We start from the raw sequence: 19,422 nt of genomic DNA, 5'->3' as shown, positions 1-19,422 counted from the left end.
GCAATAGCGTTACCAGTACAGTTTCCAGTTCTGCGTCATGCGCATCAGCGCTTCAACGTAAAAATAGTCCCCCCAGCTACAGCACTCATCGACGCCTTTATTACTCGCCAGATGGTAGACCGAGTGCTTGAGTAAACCATTACCCTTGTCACTTTTTGCCATCAGATAGCCCTTCGTTAGCGAGGCCATTATCGCCATCGCCCACTGTTGATAGCGTTCGCGATCCGGGTCGGTCGTTGGCAACTGCTTAACCAACTCCAGCAGACCGCATACGGCGATAGCAGCCGAAGAAGAGTCTCGCAGCGCATCGGTGTTTATCAGCGCCAGATCCCAATGACAGACATAGTCCTCTGGCAGGCGGTTGAGGAAATAGTTGGCCAGTTTTTTTGCCAGGCCGACCAGCGCCCTGTCGCCGGTATAGATATAGCTGAGCAGAAAACCATAAATTCCCCACGCCTGGCCGCGGGACCAGCAGGAATCATCGGCATAACCCTGCTGAGTATTCCCATAGCGCGGCTTCCCGCTGACAACATCCATATAATAGGTGTGCCAGGTCGAAGCATCTTCACGTACCAGAAAAGCCGCCGATTGCCTGACGTGCGCCAGAGCCGCATCCCTGAAGCGCGGGTCGCCCGTTTGCTCGCTTGCCCAATAAAGCAGCGGCAGATTCATCGTGCAGTCAATAATCATCCGCCCGGCCTGGGCGGGATCGTTGAGATCGCCCCAGGCCTGAATAATCTGCGCCTTCGCGTGAAAGCGCTCCAACAGAGCTTCCGCCGCCATCAGCGAGAACCCGCGCGCGTCGCGATTACCGGTTAAACGCCAGGCCGCCACGCAGGAAAGCGTGTAGAGAAAGCCCAAATCATGCGTATTGGTGTCGTGACGCCCTGCAATACGCAGACCGAAAGTCCGCACGTTTTTCTCCGCCATCTGACGAAACTTATCTTCACCGCTCATCTCCCACGCCAGCCATAGCTGTCCGGTCCAAAAACTGGTCGTCCACTCGACGTTTTCAGTCAACGGATAATAACCTTCGACGCAGGTCTCAGCGGGAAATTGTTCACCGAATTCCGTTAAATGACGGCCAATCAGTTCAAGGACATCTTCACGCGCCCGCTTCATTTCTTCCCGGAAGCAATCCATTGAGATCGGCTCGCCGGGGAAATCGCGCAATGGTTCCTCTACGATATTATTTAACATATTTCGGTTCCTTATCGCTTAGCTTATTTTGATGCGTTATTTTCTGAAACATTGAGGGTGGCAGAGCTGCGCCGTTTACTCTGGCATGACGATAAGGTAAATGCCGATATCACGGTAAAAACCAGCGCAATCATGCCCATAATAATATACGTTTTCTCAAACCCGATACGATCGTACATAAACCCGGCAGGTGACGAGACGACCACATTACCAACATATAACATCGCCTGATAACCTAACAAATACATCGTTGCATTAACGCGTTTGTCAAAGTGCTCGGCGATATACTTAAATACTGAAACCAACAGCAGGCATATTTCCAGGCCATACAATGGTTTTAATAGCGAAATCAACAGATGGGAATCACACAGGCCAGAAATCACCAACCTGGCGCCTACCAGCAGGCCAACAATTAATAATCCACGTTTTGCGCCAATGTAGTTAACAAAGAATGGAATGACCATATACATAATAAATTCCATCCCGGACTGTACCGTTCCCAGATAACCAAAAATGGCGTTGCCTTTATGGACATCAGCAAAGAACGTGACAAAATAGCGCGAAAACTGCTGCTCCGCGATAAACATCATCCACGCCACCCCGGCCACGTACAGGCAGAATGCCCAGAATTTACGGTTACGCAGAAGGGTATAAACATCCGCCGGAGAAATTTTATCTTTGACCAGCACCTGCGCGGCATTCTCCGCATTTTCGTTGACTTTCAGGCTTAATAAAACGGCCAGCATCACTATCGACGTGACGCTTCCCAGGATAAAGTTATACGCTGGCGAGAGGTTAAACAGCAGGCCAGAGAAAGAAGACGCTACCGCCCATCCGAGCGATCCCCACATGCGAATTTGCCCAAACTCCATATTGTTCAGACGGCTGTAACGGTCGGTATAGGATTCACAGGCCGCGACGCCCGCATACCAGGCGAAGCTTAAATAAATCGCACCGACAATAATACCTAGCATCGTCTTGGTTAACAGTAGCGGCTGATAAACATAAATAAAAAAAGGCGCCATTAATGCCGACATCAGCACCACAAAATAGAGCAGATACTTACTCATCCCTATTTTATCAAGTATATAGCCATAAATGGGTTTAAGAATAACTGAAAATACGCCATTCACGGCAAAGACGGTGCCAATAACCGCGCCGCTTAGATTGGCTTTTTGCCCTAACCATATGGCGAGCAGGCTAATACTGGCAGACCAGGTGAAAAAATACAGAAAAATGAAGGCGCTTATTTTGTAATACTCAACTTTGTTATTCGTATAGGTACTTTCCATACTATCCTCAGCGAAAGCATGTAAAAAATCGAATAATGAGTTGCCGGGCGTTAGCCCGACCGCGTTTAAAAATAAATAGTTTGCTGGGTTTCTTTTTGGCTATCCATAATAATAAAGCGGCGATCTTGTCGAATGAGTAACGGCATATCGGCAAAAACTTTATTTATCTCAGCGCTGGCGATAACCGCACAGGCCAACCAATGTTCGCCAGGAGCCAGCTCGGTGGTTAAAGTGGGAATGGCCGCGCAGGGCGCAAACATGATACTGCTATTGGGCGGCGTGATAACGGACTCGCCCTGCCTGGCGATGCCGGGAGCAAGATTGGCTATCATGCTGCTCCCATTGCTGGCCAGAATCAGGCTGCTGCCGGCCTCCAGGCAGGGCTCCGCCTTCAGTACCGCAAAGCCCCCCTCCACGGACTGTAGCCGTCGAGCGCTGGCAATGTGGTGTACCCGAACGTGCCAGTCGCCGCAGGGGATAAGCCAGGTGCGGATATGTACGTCTGACCACGGCGACCAGCGGCAGAAAATCGCGTTCTCCGCTACCGTCACTTCCTCGCATTCGCGCCGTCCGCGCCAGTAATTATCGTTGTCAGATAGCAGGAGCATCGAGTCGCAGGCGGCATGCTTAAGGCCATACCGCCCCCGCTCAAGGGTAAAACCAAAGCGGCTGGAGTAGGCAAACCGGGTATATTTGGCTTCGGTATTGACGTAATTATTTAACTCCAGCTGGCCCGACGTCAGCATCGTTACATGGCGAGAATGGCGATCGTGCTGCAAAATTTGCGCCGCTTGGGGTATCACGCGCACCTTAGCCAGCGGCGGCAGCGGTAACTCTTCCGCTAGCCAAAAATCATGATCTGCCGGTAACGCCAGAATCAGGAAAACCTTCAGCGCCCAGTAAGGGGACCCGGGCGAATTATAGTCCTCGCACATCGCCAGATTGGGATAGGCAAAACCCAGCGTCAGAATACCGTCGCGATCGAAAATCGGCTGCTGCTGCCACCAGCGTAAATGGCGTAGGATCAGTCCTTTCACCACGCCAGGAGAAAATTCGTCCACCCCGGAAAACGCCATCGCGCTCCAGAAGGCAATCATGGCGAAACGATAGGTCAGGCTGCGCCCAAAAGGTACGGATGAACCATCCGCCGCCGACATATAGATAAAATCCCGGGCAAACAAACGGGAGCGTTCGCGTAACGTGGCGGCCCGCTCTGCATCATCCGGACTCAGGGTGGCGTACAGTAGGCCGTAAAAATGAAAAGCCATAGAGATATAGTAATCTTTTGGCCGCCCCGGCCCATCGGAGTACCATCCTTCGCCCAAATAGTAGGCTTCCATCATCGCAAACCGGCGATCGATGGCGGCCTGATCGAAGGCTAATCCCGCGCGCTTAAACCCAAGCTGAACGATAATAGCGAAATAGTTCCAGTTGCTGTCGGGCATCTGCGCATCGGTGATTTGATTCAGCCAGCGGTGGAAATTCGCCAGTTCCTTTTCGCTGAATACATCCGTCAGGCGCGTCTGCAGTAACGCCAGGCCCAGACCGTAGGCCGCCATCTCCACCAGCCGCTGATCGTATGGCCCCGTATCGCCCCAATACTGTGGGCTATCGGGATCGGTACCTAGCTTAATCGCCTGGATATATTTCTCAGCAAAAGGCGTCTCTTCACCGCCCGCCCACAGCGGAAATAGCCCCCATAGCGCTCTGGATAACCCCTCCATACCGGCAATATTCGTATCATAATGCGCGCAGGTATCGCCGAGCGTGAACTGCGCCTGACCGGCCGGAAATTGGGCGTCGAGCGCGCTCAGCATCGTTGTAAGAGCGCGAATAACGTCGTCACGCGATGACAATGGTTTTGATTTTTCTTTCGTTGCCGACCACATAGCTCCCCCCTGATTTAATGGGCAAAGCATAGTGAATCGCCGGGGATGAGAAATGTTACCTCAGTCACACCGGCAGGATAAAAATAAAACAGCAATTGATAAAATTTAAAAAGGTAGTTTATAAAACGAATAATCCCTGCAAAAGTTTAAATTTATTGCACTATGGCGCAGCCCTTAAATGAAGAACGTCTGGAACTGATAACCCTCAATGACGCAACGGCGTCGTTTAGCCGGTTATTCGCCAATACGGTCCGCTATCATCACTGGCATCAGTGTCTTGAAGTACTGTACGTAGAGGAGGGGTTCGGCGTGGTGATTGTCGATCATAAGCAATACACCATGCGCCCGGGGAGGATGTTTTTCTTCCCTCCCTTTACGCTGCATAAAATCATCGTGGATGAGCAGGCGCAGGATCGTTACCGGCGAACCATCATTCATCTCGACCAGTATACCCTGCTGAAAGGATTACGTGATTTCCCCTACTCCCGCCAGCGGCTCCATAATCTGACCCAGCGAGCGGGCCAATCCTGGGTAGTGGACGTCGCCGATATTCACCACCACATCGATTTTTTATTCAGCCGCTATGAAAAGCTGGCCGGAGACTCGCCGCTAAATAGCGAGCAGGTTTCCTGTCTGCTGCTCTCTTTACTCAGCATGCTGAGCGAAGATCATCCCAGCATGTCGGGAATAACCGATGGTACCGCAAGCCAGGTGATGTTCTGGCTTGACGAGAATTACATGCGAAAATTTAGCCTGAGCAGGCTGGCGGAAGAGTTGGGTAAATCGAAGAGCTATATTTCGCGCCGCTTTCATCAGGAAACAGGCGAAAGTATTGTCAATTATCTCAATACGATACGACTAAGAAAAGCGTGCGAGGCGCTATTGCATAGCCAGCAGAGCGTGCGCGAGATCGCCCGAATGGTCGGGTTTTCAGATGTCACCTATTTTATCAGCGCGTTCGGCAAGGGCATTGGCGAAACGCCGCTGCAGTACCGGAAAAGACATAAAATTTAAAACTGTATCCCGGACGGGGCACGCGAGCCGCCGTCCGGCATTCGCCTGCGTTACCCTTCGATATCCGCCAGATCGCCCTTCTCCTGCAGCCAGTTACGCCGATCTTCAGAGCGCTTCTTCGCTAACAGCATATCCATCATAGCGGTTGTCTGCTGTTCATCTTCATCGTTGATAATCAGCTGTACCAGACGGCGGGTATTCGGATCCAGGGTAGTTTCACGCAGCTGCAACGGGTTCATCTCGCCCAGCCCTTTAAAGCGCTGTACGTTCGGTTTGCCTTTCTTACGCTTGAGCTGCTCGAGCACGCCCGCTTTTTCTTCTTCCGTCAGCGCGTAGTAAACCTCTTTGCCGAGGTCGATACGGTACAAAGGCGGCAGCGCCACGTAAACGTGGCCGTGTTTAACCAAAGTGCGGAAGTGCCTGACGAACAGCGCGCACAGCAGCGTCGCGATGTGCAGACCATCGGAGTCGGCGTCAGCCAGAATACAAATCTTGCCGTATCGCAGCTGGCTCAGGTCATCGCTATCCGGATCGATACCAATCGCGACGGAAATATCATGCACTTCCTGGGAAGCGAGCACTTCATCGGAAGAGACTTCCCAGGTGTTAAGGATTTTACCTTTCAGCGGCATGATCGCCTGGTATTCGCGGTCGCGCGCCTGCTTGGCAGAGCCGCCGGCGGAATCCCCTTCCACAAGAAACAGTTCGGTCCGATTCAAATCCTGAGCGGTGCAATCCGCCAGCTTGCCGGGAAGGGCAGGACCGCTAGTGAGCTTTTTACGCACCACTTTTTTCGCCGCACGCAGACGACGCTGGGCGCTGGAAATCGCCATTTCCGCCAGCAGCTCCGCCGACTGGACGTTCTGGTTTAGCCACAGGCTGAACGCGTCCTTAACGACGCCGGAAACAAACGCGGCGCACTGACGTGAAGAGAGGCGCTCTTTGGTTTGCCCGGCAAACTGCGGATCCTGCATCTTCACGGAAAGCACGTAAGCGCAGCGCTCCCAGATATCTTCCGCCGATAGCTTCACGCCGCGCGGCAGGATGTTCCGGTATTCGCAGAACTCGCGCATAGCGTCCAGTAAACCCTGACGCAGACCGTTAACGTGGGTGCCGCCCTGCATGGTAGGGATCAGGTTGACGTAGCTTTCGGTCAGCAGCTCGCCGCCTTCCGGCAGCCACAGCAACGCCCAGTCGACCGCTTCGGTATCGCCAGAGAAGGTGCCGACGAACGGTTTTTCCGGCAGCAGAGGCAGGCCGTTAACCGCTTCGCTAAGATAGTCGGTCAGTCCATCGGCGTAGCACCAGCGTTGTTCACTGTCGTTGACCAGATCGCGGAAAACAATCTCTACGCCCGGGCAAAGAACGGCCTTGGCTTTTAACAAATGCGAGAGGCGTGAGACGGAAAAACGCGGGCTGTCAAAAAAGCTTTCATCCGGCCAGAAGTGCACGCTGGTACCGGTATTGCGCTTACCGCAGGTGCCGGTCACATGGAGATCTTCTACTTTATCGCCATTTTCAAAGGCGATGCTGTAGATCTGACCGTCGCGGCGCACGTTCACTTCAACGCGTTTCGATAGGGCGTTGACCACTGAAATCCCTACGCCGTGCAGGCCGCCGGAGAACTGGTAGTTCTTATTGGAGAATTTCCCCCCCGCGTGCAGGCGGCAAAGAATCAGTTCAACTGCCGGAACCCCTTCTTCAGGATGGATATCCACCGGCATTCCGCGGCCATCATCGATAACTTCCAGCGACTGGTCGGCATGGAGAATGACCTCCACGCGTTTCGCGTGACCGGCCAGGGCCTCATCCACGCTGTTATCAATAACTTCCTGACCAAGATGATTTGGACGTGTGGTATCAGTGTACATTCCCGGACGGCGGCGAACCGGCTCTAGCCCGGTGAGTACCTCAATGGCATCAGCGTTATATGAAGATTGCGTCATGGTGTGTATTCGTAGGTCGTTCCGAACCGCTCAGCGCAGGCCCAGAAAATCGATAATCTGAGTGAAATGATCTTCAAAGCCAACAAATGCGTGATTACCGCCCTCCTCTACCGTCTGTCGGCAGGAGGCGAAATAATCAACGGCCTGGCGGTAATCAAGCACTTCATCGCCCGTTTGCTGCAATAACCAGATTAAATCCGGCGCTTCCAGCGGGTCAATTTGCATGACTTTGAGATCGTAAATATGGCGAGACTCTAGCACATATTGCTGCCCCGTGTATGGATTCTCATTGGGGCCAAGGAAATTGTTCAATAGCTCAAACGGGCGCACCGCAGGGTTCACGACAACCGCCGGCAGCATAAAGCACTGCGATAGCCAGGTCGCGTAATATCCCCCCAGCGAGGAACCGACAACGCCTAGCGGTTCGCCGCCGTGCTCCAGCACGATGGCCTCCAGATATTCCGCCGCTTGCGCGGGGTAAACCGGGAGCTCCGGTATCACCATTGAGATGTCAGGATAGGTCCGCGCCAGCCACTCTTTCAGCGCAGTCGCTTTTGCCGAGCGCGGCGAGCTGTTAAAACCATGCAGATAGAGAAGCGTAGACATCAGTATCCTTCTGAAGCGATATCCGGGTGAAATTTCACGCCTTCAAGGCGGCAAACTTCAGTGGTCAACGTGCCATCAGGATGCAGATCCAGCCAGCGCCAGCCCGGAGAGACGGTATCCAGCGTGAAGTTAGCGCAGTGCGGCTTAAACTGCACGCAGGTGGATGGCGTGGCCATCATGCGCCGACCGTTCCAGTCAAGATCCAGTTCCTGATGAATATGGCCGCACAGCAGATGCTTAACGCGAGGAAACGCGGCCAGCGCGCAATCAAGCGCCCCGGCATTGCGCAGGCTATGCTGATCCAGCCAGCTGCAGCCTGACGGCATAGGATGGTGGTGCAACAGCAGCAGCGTATACCGCTCCGGGACTTCCGCCAGCTTCTGCTCAAGCCATTCAAGCTGGAAATCGCTCAGCTCGCCGTGCGGCACGCCGAACACCTGGCTATCCATGAGCAATATTTGCCAATGGTCGCCCAGCAATACGCGTTTAGCGGGGGAGATGCCTGATTCCTGCAGCGTGCTATACATCGCCGGTTGAAAATCATGATTACCCGGCAGCCAGACGCAAGGTGCAGCAAAACTCGCGATGCCCTCAGCAAAATGCTGATAGGCCGCGGCAGAGTGATCTTGCGCCAGATCGCCTGTAGCAACAATCAGGTCGCATTCTCGCTGTGAGGCGTGGATAGCATCCAGTACGGCCTGATAGCTTTCCCAGGTATTGATACCTAACAGCGTTTCGTGTTTTTCAGCAAACAGGTGAGTATCGGTAATTTGTAATATCCTGACTCTGGCCTCACCAGCCAAAGGTAGGTTTAACAGGCTTTCCAAATGGTGTCCTTAGGTTTCACGACGCTAACAAACCGGAATCGCCATCGCTCCATGTGCTAAACAGTATCGCAGCCAATCGGCCAAAAACTGATTAATTTGATGCTTTTCGTCGCGTTGATGCAACTTTTTATTAGGATAATCATACCGCGCTTTGAAGCGAAAGATCTGCTGGCTTGAACACACTTCAGCGACCATTGCATCGTGATAGAGCCGTACCGTCATTGACGGCAGACTCCAGTAGCTCACCGACGGAGCCGTCTGCTCAATCGCCACTAACGTAGTGTAGCGGGTCGATTCGACGATGGTTAATCGGTATTGCGCGTTGCCCACCTGGTAACTCACCTTTTCTCCCGCTGCATCCGTTCGCGGCAACAGGCGGCGCAGCTGGGCAAAGTTGGTTTCACACAGGCGCATCATTTCAGGAAAGTCAGGCGTATAACGCTTCATTTTGTCCACTCGTTGCGTAAATTGTGATAATGCAGTTGCAGCCATTGCAGCGCGATGACAGAGGCTGCGTTGTCGATTTTCCCCTCTTCCACCCATCTGTAAGCCTGTTCCCGGCTCACCACGTGGACACGAATATCCTCATTTTCGTCGGCCAATCCATGAATCCCTTTTGCCGTCGTGGCATCGACTTCCCCCACCATAATAGACAATCTTTCGCTGGTGCCGCCGGGGCTGGCCAGGTAGCTCAGGACCGGTTTAATCCGGCCAACATTAAGCCCGGCTTCTTCCACCGCTTCACGACGGGCGACATCTTCAGGAGATTCGCCTTCTTCTATCATACCGGCGACCATTTCAAGCAGCCACGGGCTCGCGCTGGTATCGTACGCCGCAATACGGATCTGTTCGACGAGCACAACTTCATCGCGCACCGGGTCAAAGGGTAGCAAGACTGCGGCGTGCCCGCGCTCAAAAATTTCACGCGTCACTTCATCACTCATGCCGCCGTTAAACAGGCGATGGCGAAAACGATATAAATCGAGCGAAAAAAAACCGCGATAAAGCGTTTCGCGTGCAATAATTTCTACATCGTTTTTAGAGAAGGTAATCCCCTGCTGATTGACGTCGCTCATTTCGATATCCTGTAGAACATGAAGTTATGAATTTATAGGCGGTGTGGCTACCGTTTTACGGTTCGTATGTTAGATTGGTGCAAATTACCGCCCCATGGCACATTACGCCAACTTTTTACGGTAACAGACTCTATACAATCAGTGATTATTTTTAGAATTTGAGTAGCGCTAAATGCTTCACAACAAGGAATGCAAATGAAGAAACTCTTTCCCATCCTTATCGGCCTGGGCCTGACTGGCTTCAGCGCCATGAGCCAGGCAGAAAACCTGCTGCAGGTTTATCAGCAGGCGCGTATCAGCAACCCTGATCTGCGTAAGTCAGCAGCCGATCGTGATGCCGCATTCGAGAAGATCAACGAAGCGCGTAGCCCATTACTACCACAGCTCGGTCTGGGTGCTGATTATACCTATACCAGCGGCTTCCGTGATTATAAAGACCAGAATTCAAACGTCACCAGCGGCTCGCTGCAGCTCACGCAGGTTCTGTTCGATATGTCGAAATGGCGCGCGCTGACGCTGCAGGAAAAGAACGCTGGCATTCAGGACGTCACTTACCAGACGGACCAGCAAACGCTGATCCTGAACACCGCGACCGCCTATTTTAAAGTGCTGGCCGCTATCGATACGCTCTCCTTTACCGAAGCGCAGAAACAGGCTATTTATCGCCAGTTAGATCAGACCACCCAGCGCTTTAACGTTGGCCTGGTGGCCATCACCGACGTGCAGAACGCCCGTTCACAGTACGATGCCGTACTGGCAAATGAAGTGACCGCGCGCAACAGCCTCGATAACGCGGTTGAAGAGCTGCGCCAGGTGACCGGTAACTACTATCCGGAGCTGGCCTCGTTGAACGTGGATGGCTTTAAAACGACTAAACCTTCAGCGGTTAACGCGCTGCTGAAAGAAGCGGAAAACCGCAACCTGTCGCTGCTGCAGGCCCGCCTGAGCCAGGATCTGGCGCGCGAGCAAATTCGCCAGGCGCAGGATGGTCATCTGCCAACCCTGAATTTGAACGCGTCCAGCGGAGTGTCAAATAACCGCTACAGCGGGTCTAAAAGCCTTGCGCAAGATGCTGACGTAGGGCAGAACAAAATCGGCCTGAGCTTCTCCCTGCCGCTGTATCAGGGCGGGATGGTGAACTCCCAGGTTAAACAGGCGCAGTACAACTTTGTCGGCGCCAGCGAGCAGCTGGAAAGCGCGCATCGTAGCGTGGTGCAGACCGTTCGTTCCTCGTTTAACAACGTGAACGCGTCCATCAGCAGCATCAATGCCTACAAACAGGCCGTGGTCTCTGCCCAGAGCTCTCTGGATGCCATGGAAGCCGGTTATTCGGTGGGTACGCGTACCATCGTCGATGTCCTGGACGCGACGACCACGCTGTATAACGCCAAACAGCAATTGTCCAACGCCCGTTATAACTACCTGATTAACGAGCTGAATATCAAGTCTGCGCTCGGTACGCTGAACGAGCAGGATCTGGTTGCGCTGAACAATACGCTGGGTAAAGCGATTCCGACCTCACCGGACAGCGTCGCGCCGGAGAACCCGCAGCAGGATGCCAGCGCTGACGGCTACAGCAACACCGCCGCGGCAAAACCGGCATCAGCGCGCAGCACCAGCGGCAGCAATCCTTTCCGCCAGTAATCAAGTTTGCGCAGTCCGCGCTTCGCTTACCCGCTGGGTAAGCGAAGCGTTAAACGTAAGGCAACGTAAAGATCCCCCGCTTTCCGCCCCTATTCGCTTCATTTTCCACCACTCATCCTCTATCCTGAGCGTTAACAAAACGCATACCACTGGGTCCAGGAAGACAAATATGAAACGGACAAAAAATATTAAACACGCCTCCTTCCGCAAAAGCTGGAGCGCTCGACACTTAACTCCCGTCGCGCTTGCCGTGACGGCGGTATTTATGCTCGCCGGTTGTGAACAAAGCGATGAAACGGTTTCTCTGTATCAAAACGCCGATGACTGCTCTGCCGCTAACCCGAGCAAATCCGCAGAGTGCACCACCGCTTACAATAACGCGCTTAAAGAAGCGGAACGTACCGCGCCGAAATACGCCTCTCGTGAAGATTGCGTCGCCGAATTCGGTGAAGGTCAGTGCCAGCAGGCGCCGGCTCAGGCTGGCATGGCTCCGGAAAACCAGGCCCAGGCGCAAAGCAGCGGCAGCTTCTGGATGCCGCTGATGGCTGGCTACATGATGGGTCGGATGATGGGCGGCGGAATGGGCGCTCAGCAACCGCTGTTCAGCTCAAAAAATCCGGCCAGCCCGGCGTATGGTAAATATACCGACGCAGGCGGTAAGAGCTACGGCGCAGCGCAGCCGGGCCGTTCCATGAACGTGCCGAAAACCGCGATGGCGCCGAAACCGGCCACCACCAGCACCGTGACGCGCGGCGGGTTTGGCGACTCGGTCGCTAAGCAATCAACTATGCAGCGTAGCTCAGCAAGCTCCTCTTCTTCACGCTCGATGGGCGGCTAAGCGACATGGAAAGAATCAGCATTACCGAGCGCCCGGACTGGCGTGAAAAAGCGACAGAATATGGCTTTAACTTTCACACCATGTACGGTGAGCCGTACTGGAGTGAAGAAGCCTATTATAAGCTGACGCTGGCGCAGGTTGAGAAGCTCGAAGACGTCACCGCTGAGCTGCATCAGATGTGTCTGCAGGCGGTAGAGAAAGTCGTCGCCAGCGATGAATTAATGGCCAAATTTCGCATCCCCAAACATACATGGGGTTTCGTGCGCCAGTCGTGGAAAACCCATCAGCCTTCGCTGTATTCGCGTCTCGATCTCGCATGGGACGGCGTCGGTGAGCCGAAGCTGCTGGAGAACAACGCCGATACGCCGACGTCTCTGTATGAAGCGGCATTCTTCCAGTGGATCTGGATGGAAGATCAGCTCAACGCCGGTCAACTTCCGGCGGGCAGCGATCAGTTCAACAGCCTGCAGGAGAAGCTGATCGATCGCTTCGGCGAACTGCGCGAGCAGTTCGGTTTTCAGCTGCTACATATGGCCTGCTGCCGCGATACCATTGAAGACCGCGGTACCGTGCAATACTTGCAGGACTGCGCCGCAGAAGCGGGCGTGGCGACCGAATTCCTTTACATCGAAGATATCGGTCTTGGCGAAAAAGGTCAGTTTACCGACCTGCAGGACCAGGTGATTGGTAATCTGTTCAAGCTCTATCCGTGGGAGTACATGCTGCGCGAGGTGTTCTCCACCAAGCTGGAAGATGCCGGCGTTCGCTGGCTGGAGCCGGCATGGAAGAGCATTATCTCCAATAAAGCGCTGCTGCCGCTGCTGTGGGAGATGTTCCCCAACCATCCGAACCTGCTGGCCGCTTATTTCAGCGAAGATGCGCATCCGGAGATGGACAAGTACGTTATCAAGCCTATCTTCTCCCGCGAAGGCGCTAACGTCTCTATCATGGAGAACGGTAAGGTGCTGGAAGCTGTAGAAGGGCCGTACGGCGAAGAAGGCACCATTGTACAGGAGTTCTATCCTTTGCCGAAGTTTGGCGATAGCTACACGCTCATCGGCAGCTGGCTAATTAACGATCAGCCTGCGGGGATTGGCATTCGCGAAGACCGGGCGCTGATCACGCAGGACCTGTCGCGCTTTTATCCGCACATTTTCGTCGAGTAACATTGAACCCCGGCAGCACCGCTTACTGCCGGGGTTTTGTTTTTTCTCAAGCGCCAATCACTACTGACAGCATACTCAACGACCCCATCTCTATTCCTTCAACCGGAATAGTTATCGGCTCCTCGCCGTCCCAGGCGCCAAGAACATACAGCAGCGGCAGAAAGTGCTCGGCCGTCGGGTTAGATAACGATCCGCCTTCATGCGCCAGGTAATTCACCAGCGGATGCTCGGCTACGGGACCTTTCCAGTCCAGATTCGCCTTCACGTAGTCATTAAACGACTCCGCCCAAGGATAGGGCGTATTCTCGCCGTGCCAGCGCGCAGTACGCAGGTTATGCACCACATTGCCGCTGGCCACCAGCATAATGCCTTCATCGCGCAGCTGAGCCAGCTTACGCCCCATTTCTAAATGCCATGCGGCGGGTTTCGTACTATCAATACTCAGCTGCACCATCGGAATATCGGCATCGGGATACATTTTAATCAACACGCCCCATGAACCGTGGTCAAAGCCCCAGGCTTCTTTATCCAGCGTCACCGGCACCGGCGCCAGCAGCTCAACCAGGCGTTGGGCCAGCTCAGGTGAACCCGGCGCCGGATAATGCGTATCGTAAAGCGCCTGTGGAAAACCGCCAAAATCATGGATTGTTTTCGGCGCCTCCATCGCGGTCACTCCCGTACCGCGTGTAAACCAGTGCGCGGATATCACCACAATAGCTTTAGGCCGCGGCAGCGTCTCGCCCAGATGCCGCCAGGCGCGGGTATAGATGTTATCTTCCAGCACGTTCATCGGACTACCGTGGCCTAAAAACAGTGCCGGCATGCGGATACGTGACATAGTAATATCCTTGGTTGAGAATAGTGGATGCATTTACCTTACGCGCTTTTTATTCAGGATAAACTCAGATAAGCATGATGATGATCGTCAGAAAATTTGAATATCAATAAAATTGGATTGCAACCAGAATAGAAATTTAAATTTTCATTTAAATTCAACAAATTACCATGATTACACGCTGTTTATTTTCCGCATCTTAAACGTTTTTCAAAATCAGTCCACGGGCAACGTGAGTCACAGAAAGAGGCTTACTGGCAAAAACTTTCAATACTGACTGAGCCGATAAGCATTCTCTGTTATTTGTCGACAAAGAGGGAGCATCTTGTAGACACTCTATATCGCGTATTCGCATGTAGATGACAAGATCAACTCTGCATGGCGCACCCGCTCTATTTTTAATCAGCTCGTAATCATTACCTATCAGGAAAAGCTCACTAACGCTATATTTCTGCAGGATATTTTATTCATAACCATTCATTAAAAGAGAATAACCAACTATATACTCTGACAATGAGTATCGAGTTTTCCATATACATAGATTATACTAATAAATTGGTGTTAGCCGCCAACTGAATAAAGTCATGTTCTCCAATAACGTAGTCCAGACCATACTAATTTATGAGATTAATGGGTTAAAAGACCTACATATTAAGAACCGTGTCGCCATAAGACATAGTCTATGGTTGATTGGCAGATAAAATCATTTTATGTCAGGATCGGCATAGTCAATTCATCTCGTGAATCCATAACAAATAAGAAATAAGTTCAAATTATCCAATTTAACATTAAGTAATAAAAATAGTCAGCCGCATATTCTATAGTAAAGGACAATTTTAAGTTAACAGCTATTATGGTGATAAAAATCCGATAGCAAAAAGAAGAAGTTACATTCACATAAAATATATTAAAAGTTAAAAATCGCGCTAAACATGCTTAGCAATTCAGACTATAGTCTAAGAAACGCAATAATAACATATATATTAACTTAAACTAAAGATAAATGTTAACTATAAATAACGAGTGTAACAGATGGTGACATGATAATTTCGCGCCGTAAGTTAATATTAACCCCCAGGTTCTAATATTTAACTTTCAGGATTTTGTTTATATTCGCTAGATATGATTAATCTATAAAGGATTATATTCCATGTTAAAGAAAACACTGCTCGCTGTTGCCACCACTACCCTTTTATCTACAGCTGCTTTTAATGCAAGCGCAATCGATCAGGGTCACGGTATCGTTAATTTTTCCGGCACAGTAATTACTGCACCTTGCTCTGTTGCTCCGGAAAGCTCTCAGATTGACGTAAATCTGGGTCAGGTTGCTGACACCGTGCTGAATGGCGGCCAGTATTCTCAGTCTGCTGACTTCACTATTCAACTGCGTGATTGCGTACTGACCAGCACTGATACTGAAGGCAAAACCACTACTATTAACAAAGTTAATGTGACTTTTACCTCTGCTAACGTTGATGTTTCCGACACTAGCCTGATGTCCAACACCAAAGAAAACAACTACGGCGGCGCAACTAACGTTGGCGTGCGTATCCTGGATGCAGGTTACAACACCGTTACTCTGGGCACCGCAGTTCCGGTCATGTTTACCGATACCAACCCGACTCAGGATCTGAACTTCCACGCACGTATGGAATCTCCGACCAAAAAAGCTACCGAAGGTGATGTTTACGCTCAGGCAAACTACGTCCTGGCTTATCAATAATCACTATTTGTTGTCTTGCTTGATTAATCCAGGCCGGTGAAAAATCACCGGCTTTGTTGGCCTACTTTATTAAAAGAAACGGATTTTATGCGTAATCTCATTTATTCCGATTTAACGCCCAAAGGATTATCTCTTTTAATAAAGCGGGCCCTCTATTCTGTATGTATGGTATTTTCTTTATCAACGTCGATTTATGCCATTGAATTTAATACAGATATGATCGATGCCGAAGATCGGGAAAACGTCGATCTCTCGCAATTTGAAAAGAAAGGTTACATCCCTGTTGGTACCTATTTAGTACGCGTAAAAATAAACAAAAATACGCTTCCGCGCGCCTATAATCTCGAATGGATAAAATCGGATAATGAAAATGGGTCTCTGCTTTGCCTGACTCAAGAACATCTAACAGAATTTGGTTTTGCGGATGCGTTTATCTTGTCTCTACAGCCGCTGAACCCGCAAGGTTGCCTCGATCTGAGCCATAAATCGGACCTGGTCACTCGCCTGGACAAAGCGAATATGATACTGACCTTAACGGTTCCCCAGGCGTGGATGAAGTATCGGGCCAAAAACTGGACCCCGCCGGAGTTCTGGGACGTGGGGGTTACTGGTTTTATCATGGATTATAACCTCTACGCCAGCCAGTATGTTCCCAGCCATGGCGACAGCAACCAAAACGTAAATACCTACGGCACGCTGGGTTTCAACTTAGGCGCATGGCGTCTACGCAGCGATTATCAGTACGATCAGTCGTTTACTGAAAATAACTCCAACGGCAGCAACAGCAGTCTGCCGCGAACCTATCTGTTCCGCCCTATTCCATCCCTGGCGTCGAAACTCACCATGGGGCAGTATGATCTCAGTTCCGATCTCTACGATACGTTCCATTTTACCGGCGCTTCACTGGAGAGCGACGAACAGATGCTACCGCCGGACCTGCGCGGATACGCGCCGCAAATAAGCGGCATCGCTCAAACAAACGCCAGGGTCACCGTTTCACAGAACGGCCGTACTTTGTATCAAACTTCCGTTTCCCCCGGACCGTTTACAATTACCGATCTGGGGACCACGTTGCAGGGGCAACTGGATGTCACCATTGAAGAAGAAGATGGGCGTAAAAGCACGTTTCAGGTCGGTTCAGCCTCTATCCCGTTTCTGACGCGTCAGGGCCAGATACGTTATAAAAGCTCCGTGGGCAAGCCTACATCAACCACCCACAACGACATTAACAACCCACTCTTCTGGACGGGAGAGATTTCATGGGGCTGGCTGAGCGATATCTCTTTATACGGCGGCGCGATCGTTACCGCCGACGACTACCAGGCGGCGACCAGCGGAATCGGCTTTAACCTGAATAGCTTTGGCTCCCTCTCCTTTGATGTCACGCAGGCAGAGGCCAATTTACGCGATGACAATGAAGGCAAGCAGCGCGGCTTCAGCTATCGCGCAAACTATTCTAAGCGCTTCGAGGAAACGGGCAGTCAGATAACCTTCGCGGGTTATCGTTTTTCGGATAAAGAATATGTCACGATGAGTGAATATATCAATTCGCGTGATGGTAACAATACCAACAATAATGAAAAAGAGAGCTATGTCCTCTCATTTAACCAATATATCGAACCGTTGGCGCTAAACAGCTATCTGAGCATTACGCGCAATACCTACTGGAATAGTGATACCAATACCAACTATTCATTCTCCGTTAGCCGCAACTTTGATATTGGCGATTTCAAGAATATGTCCGCCTCTCTGGCAATGAGCCGCGTGAGCTGGGGCGATGATGAAGAAAATCAATACTATTTCTCTATTTCAGTACCATTTGAAAACAACCGCAATGTTACCTACAGTTTGCAACGCTACGGCGACGACGCCACTACACAAACTGCAACATACTATGACAGTTCGGACCGCAACAACACCTGGAATTTATCCGTATCTGGCAGCGATAAAGACTATAGCGATGGCGAAGCGGCCTTGCGCGGTTATTACCAACACTACTCTCCCTGGGGCCGGCTAAATGTTAACGGCAGCGTGCAGCCCAGCAACTATCGCACATTAAGCGCGGGCTGGAACGGTTCGTTTACGGCAACGCGTTATGGGGCGGCATTCCATGATTATAGCCCCGGTAATAGTTCCCGCGTCATGGTGGATGCGGATAGCATCTCTGGCGTTGAAGTGAATAACAATCGCAGTAAGACTAATATATTTGGTATTTCCGTGGTCCCATCGGTGGGTAACTATACTACCGCCACGGTAATGGTAAATAATAACAACCTACCTGAAGGTGTCGATGTCACTAACTCGGTTATTCGCACCACGCTAACCGAGGGAGCCATTGGTTATATGCCGCTCAGCGCGACCAAAGGCTATCAAATTATTGGCGTCATCCGCCTGGAAGATGGACGCTATCCGCCGTTGGGCGTTACCGTGACAGATAAATCGACCGGTCGTGATATCGGACTGGTGGCCGATGATGGCTTCGTGTACCTCAGCGGCGTGCAGGAAAATAGTATCCTGACGCTCAAATGGAACGATAAAGCCTGCGACATTACACCACCTAACCACAGTAATGCTGATGGTCAGGCCGTTATTTTACCGTGTAAGTCTCAACATTAATTCAGGATGAAGACAATGAAGATAAACGTAATGACAAAAGGAATTTTATGCCTGGCGGGCGCCAGTTTTGCGGCCAATGCCGCCGTATCTCCTGACAGAACACGCATCATTTATAACCAATCGGATAAAAGCGTCTCGGTGCGTCTGACCAACCAGAGTCCCGACACGCCTTTCCTTGCCCAATCATGGATAGAGGACAAGGATAATAAAAAATCTCGTACTTATATCACCGCAATACCGCCAATGTTGCGCCTTGAAGCCGGCGAGCAGGCGCAGGTGCGCCTGATGGGGCAAGCAACGCTGGCGCAGCTTCCTGCCGACAGAGAATCGCTATTTTATTACAATATTCGGGAAATTCCGCCGCGTTCAGAACAGAAAAACGTTATGCAGATTGCCATGCAGAGCCGGATTAAACTTTTCTGGCGACCAAAGGCTATCGAAATACCTGATGGACAGGTAAATCTGGTCGGCAAAGTCGACATTAGCCGAACCGCCAGTGGATTGACGCTGAAGAACAAGTCTCCCTACTTTATTACTGTCGGTTATATCGGCGTTAACGGCAAAACATTGCTACCGAAAACCGCCAGCATGATGGCCGAACCCTTTGGCCAGGCGGTCCAGGAAATTAAAAATTTACCGGCGAATTTCCAGGTCGGCTATATTGGCGATTACGGTGGCCTGCATATGTTTAAGATCAGCTGCAACTCTGTTCAGGCAACATGCCAGTCCGAACCGGTGAAAAAGGAATAA

General features: G+C 51.4%; 16 protein-coding genes. 7 read left to right on the top strand and 9 right to left on the bottom strand.

The window, feature by feature from the left end; all coding sequences use genetic code 11:
• Nucleotides 1-9: 9 nt before the first annotated feature.
• The 3 genes from ACE3MN_RS03505 to ACE3MN_RS03495 all read right to left on the bottom strand — a co-directional run bounded on the left by ACE3MN_RS03505 (nt 10) and on the right by ACE3MN_RS03495 (nt 4,381).
• Nucleotides 10-1,200 carry a glycoside hydrolase family 88 protein gene (locus ACE3MN_RS03505; RefSeq protein WP_049087440.1) on the bottom strand — a complete coding sequence of 397 codons (1,191 nt, stop codon included), beginning with the start codon at nt 1,198-1,200 and terminating at the stop codon, nt 10-12.
• A 23-nt stretch (nt 1,201-1,223) separates the two neighbouring features.
• Complete coding sequence (locus ACE3MN_RS03500; RefSeq protein ID WP_102650090.1) at nt 1,224-2,492, bottom strand: oligosaccharide MFS transporter; 1,269 nt, start codon at nt 2,490-2,492, stop codon at nt 1,224-1,226.
• Nucleotides 2,493-2,557: 65 nt separating this feature from the next.
• Nucleotides 2,558-4,381, bottom strand: a complete 1,824-nt coding sequence (locus tag ACE3MN_RS03495; protein WP_102650089.1) for a DUF2264 domain-containing protein — start codon at nt 4,379-4,381, stop codon at nt 2,558-2,560.
• A gap of 162 nt (nt 4,382-4,543) precedes the next feature.
• Here ACE3MN_RS03495 and ACE3MN_RS03490 point away from each other — a divergent pair, with 162 nt between their 5' ends.
• Entirely contained in the window at nt 4,544-5,395 is an 852-nt protein-coding gene (locus ACE3MN_RS03490; protein ID WP_102650088.1) for a helix-turn-helix transcriptional regulator, read from the top strand.
• Between the two features lie 50 nt (nt 5,396-5,445).
• On the opposite strand, the gene parE is transcribed toward ACE3MN_RS03490, so the two are convergent.
• The 5 genes from parE to nudF are packed head-to-tail and all read right to left on the bottom strand — an operon-like array spanning nt 5,446 to nt 9,850.
• Complete coding sequence (gene parE / locus ACE3MN_RS03485; RefSeq protein ID WP_024358676.1) at nt 5,446-7,341, bottom strand: DNA topoisomerase IV subunit B; 1,896 nt, start codon at nt 7,339-7,341, stop codon at nt 5,446-5,448.
• Between the two features lie 30 nt (nt 7,342-7,371).
• Nucleotides 7,372-7,947, bottom strand: a complete 576-nt coding sequence (gene yqiA / locus ACE3MN_RS03480; RefSeq protein WP_024358677.1) for an esterase YqiA — start codon at nt 7,945-7,947, stop codon at nt 7,372-7,374.
• A complete protein-coding gene (gene cpdA, locus ACE3MN_RS03475) occupies nt 7,947-8,774 on the bottom strand; it encodes a 3',5'-cyclic-AMP phosphodiesterase (protein WP_004135749.1) in 828 nt (275 codons plus the stop codon). Before cpdA ends, yqiA begins: the two co-directional genes overlap by 1 nt.
• A 24-nt stretch (nt 8,775-8,798) precedes the next feature.
• The gene (locus ACE3MN_RS03470) at nt 8,799-9,221 is read right to left on the bottom strand and encodes a DUF1249 family protein (RefSeq protein ID WP_004125296.1); all 423 of its coding nucleotides are present in this window, start codon (nt 9,219-9,221) and stop codon (nt 8,799-8,801) included.
• Nucleotides 9,218-9,850, bottom strand: a complete 633-nt coding sequence (gene nudF, locus ACE3MN_RS03465) for an ADP-ribose diphosphatase (RefSeq protein ID WP_024358678.1) — start codon at nt 9,848-9,850, stop codon at nt 9,218-9,220. Before nudF ends, ACE3MN_RS03470 begins: the two co-directional genes overlap by 4 nt.
• A 195-nt stretch (nt 9,851-10,045) precedes the next feature.
• On the opposite strand from nudF, the gene tolC reads away from it, so the two are divergent.
• From tolC to ACE3MN_RS03450, 3 genes are all read left to right on the top strand, one after another.
• Nucleotides 10,046-11,494: an outer membrane channel protein TolC gene (gene tolC / locus ACE3MN_RS03460; RefSeq protein ID WP_049089057.1), complete on the top strand. Its 1,449-nt coding sequence runs from the start codon at nt 10,046-10,048 to the stop codon at nt 11,492-11,494.
• Nucleotides 11,495-11,663: 169 nt separating this feature from the next.
• On the top strand, nt 11,664-12,332 hold the full coding sequence (locus ACE3MN_RS03455) for a DUF1190 family protein (protein ID WP_049087446.1): 669 nt from the start codon (nt 11,664-11,666) through the stop codon (nt 12,330-12,332).
• 5 nt (nt 12,333-12,337) lie between these two features.
• A complete protein-coding gene (locus tag ACE3MN_RS03450) occupies nt 12,338-13,498 on the top strand; it encodes a glutathionylspermidine synthase family protein (RefSeq protein ID WP_004135741.1) in 1,161 nt (386 codons plus the stop codon).
• Between the two features lie 46 nt (nt 13,499-13,544).
• Here the strand turns inward: ACE3MN_RS03450 and ygiD are convergent, their stop codons facing one another.
• Nucleotides 13,545-14,336 (bottom strand): 4,5-DOPA dioxygenase extradiol, encoded by a 792-nt coding sequence (gene ygiD / locus ACE3MN_RS03445; protein ID WP_049087447.1) that lies wholly within the window; start codon nt 14,334-14,336, stop codon nt 13,545-13,547.
• 1,147 nt (nt 14,337-15,483) lie between these two features.
• Here ygiD and ACE3MN_RS03440 point away from each other — a divergent pair.
• From ACE3MN_RS03440 to ACE3MN_RS03430, 3 genes are all read left to right on the top strand, one after another.
• Nucleotides 15,484-16,056 carry a fimbrial-like protein gene (locus ACE3MN_RS03440; protein ID WP_004135738.1) on the top strand — a complete coding sequence of 191 codons (573 nt, stop codon included), beginning with the start codon at nt 15,484-15,486 and terminating at the stop codon, nt 16,054-16,056.
• Between the two features lie 87 nt (nt 16,057-16,143).
• Nucleotides 16,144-18,672 carry a fimbria/pilus outer membrane usher protein gene (locus ACE3MN_RS03435; RefSeq protein ID WP_102650087.1) on the top strand — a complete coding sequence of 843 codons (2,529 nt, stop codon included), beginning with the start codon at nt 16,144-16,146 and terminating at the stop codon, nt 18,670-18,672.
• Between the two features lie 15 nt (nt 18,673-18,687).
• Nucleotides 18,688-19,422 (top strand): molecular chaperone, encoded by a 735-nt coding sequence (locus ACE3MN_RS03430; RefSeq protein ID WP_024358683.1) that lies wholly within the window; start codon nt 18,688-18,690, stop codon nt 19,420-19,422.

It is taken from the genome of Klebsiella grimontii, from assembly GCF_042137965.1.
In the GTDB taxonomy this organism is placed as follows: Bacteria; Pseudomonadota; Gammaproteobacteria; order Enterobacterales; family Enterobacteriaceae; genus Klebsiella; species Klebsiella grimontii.
This window is presented reverse-complemented; position numbering and strand designations above follow the sequence as displayed.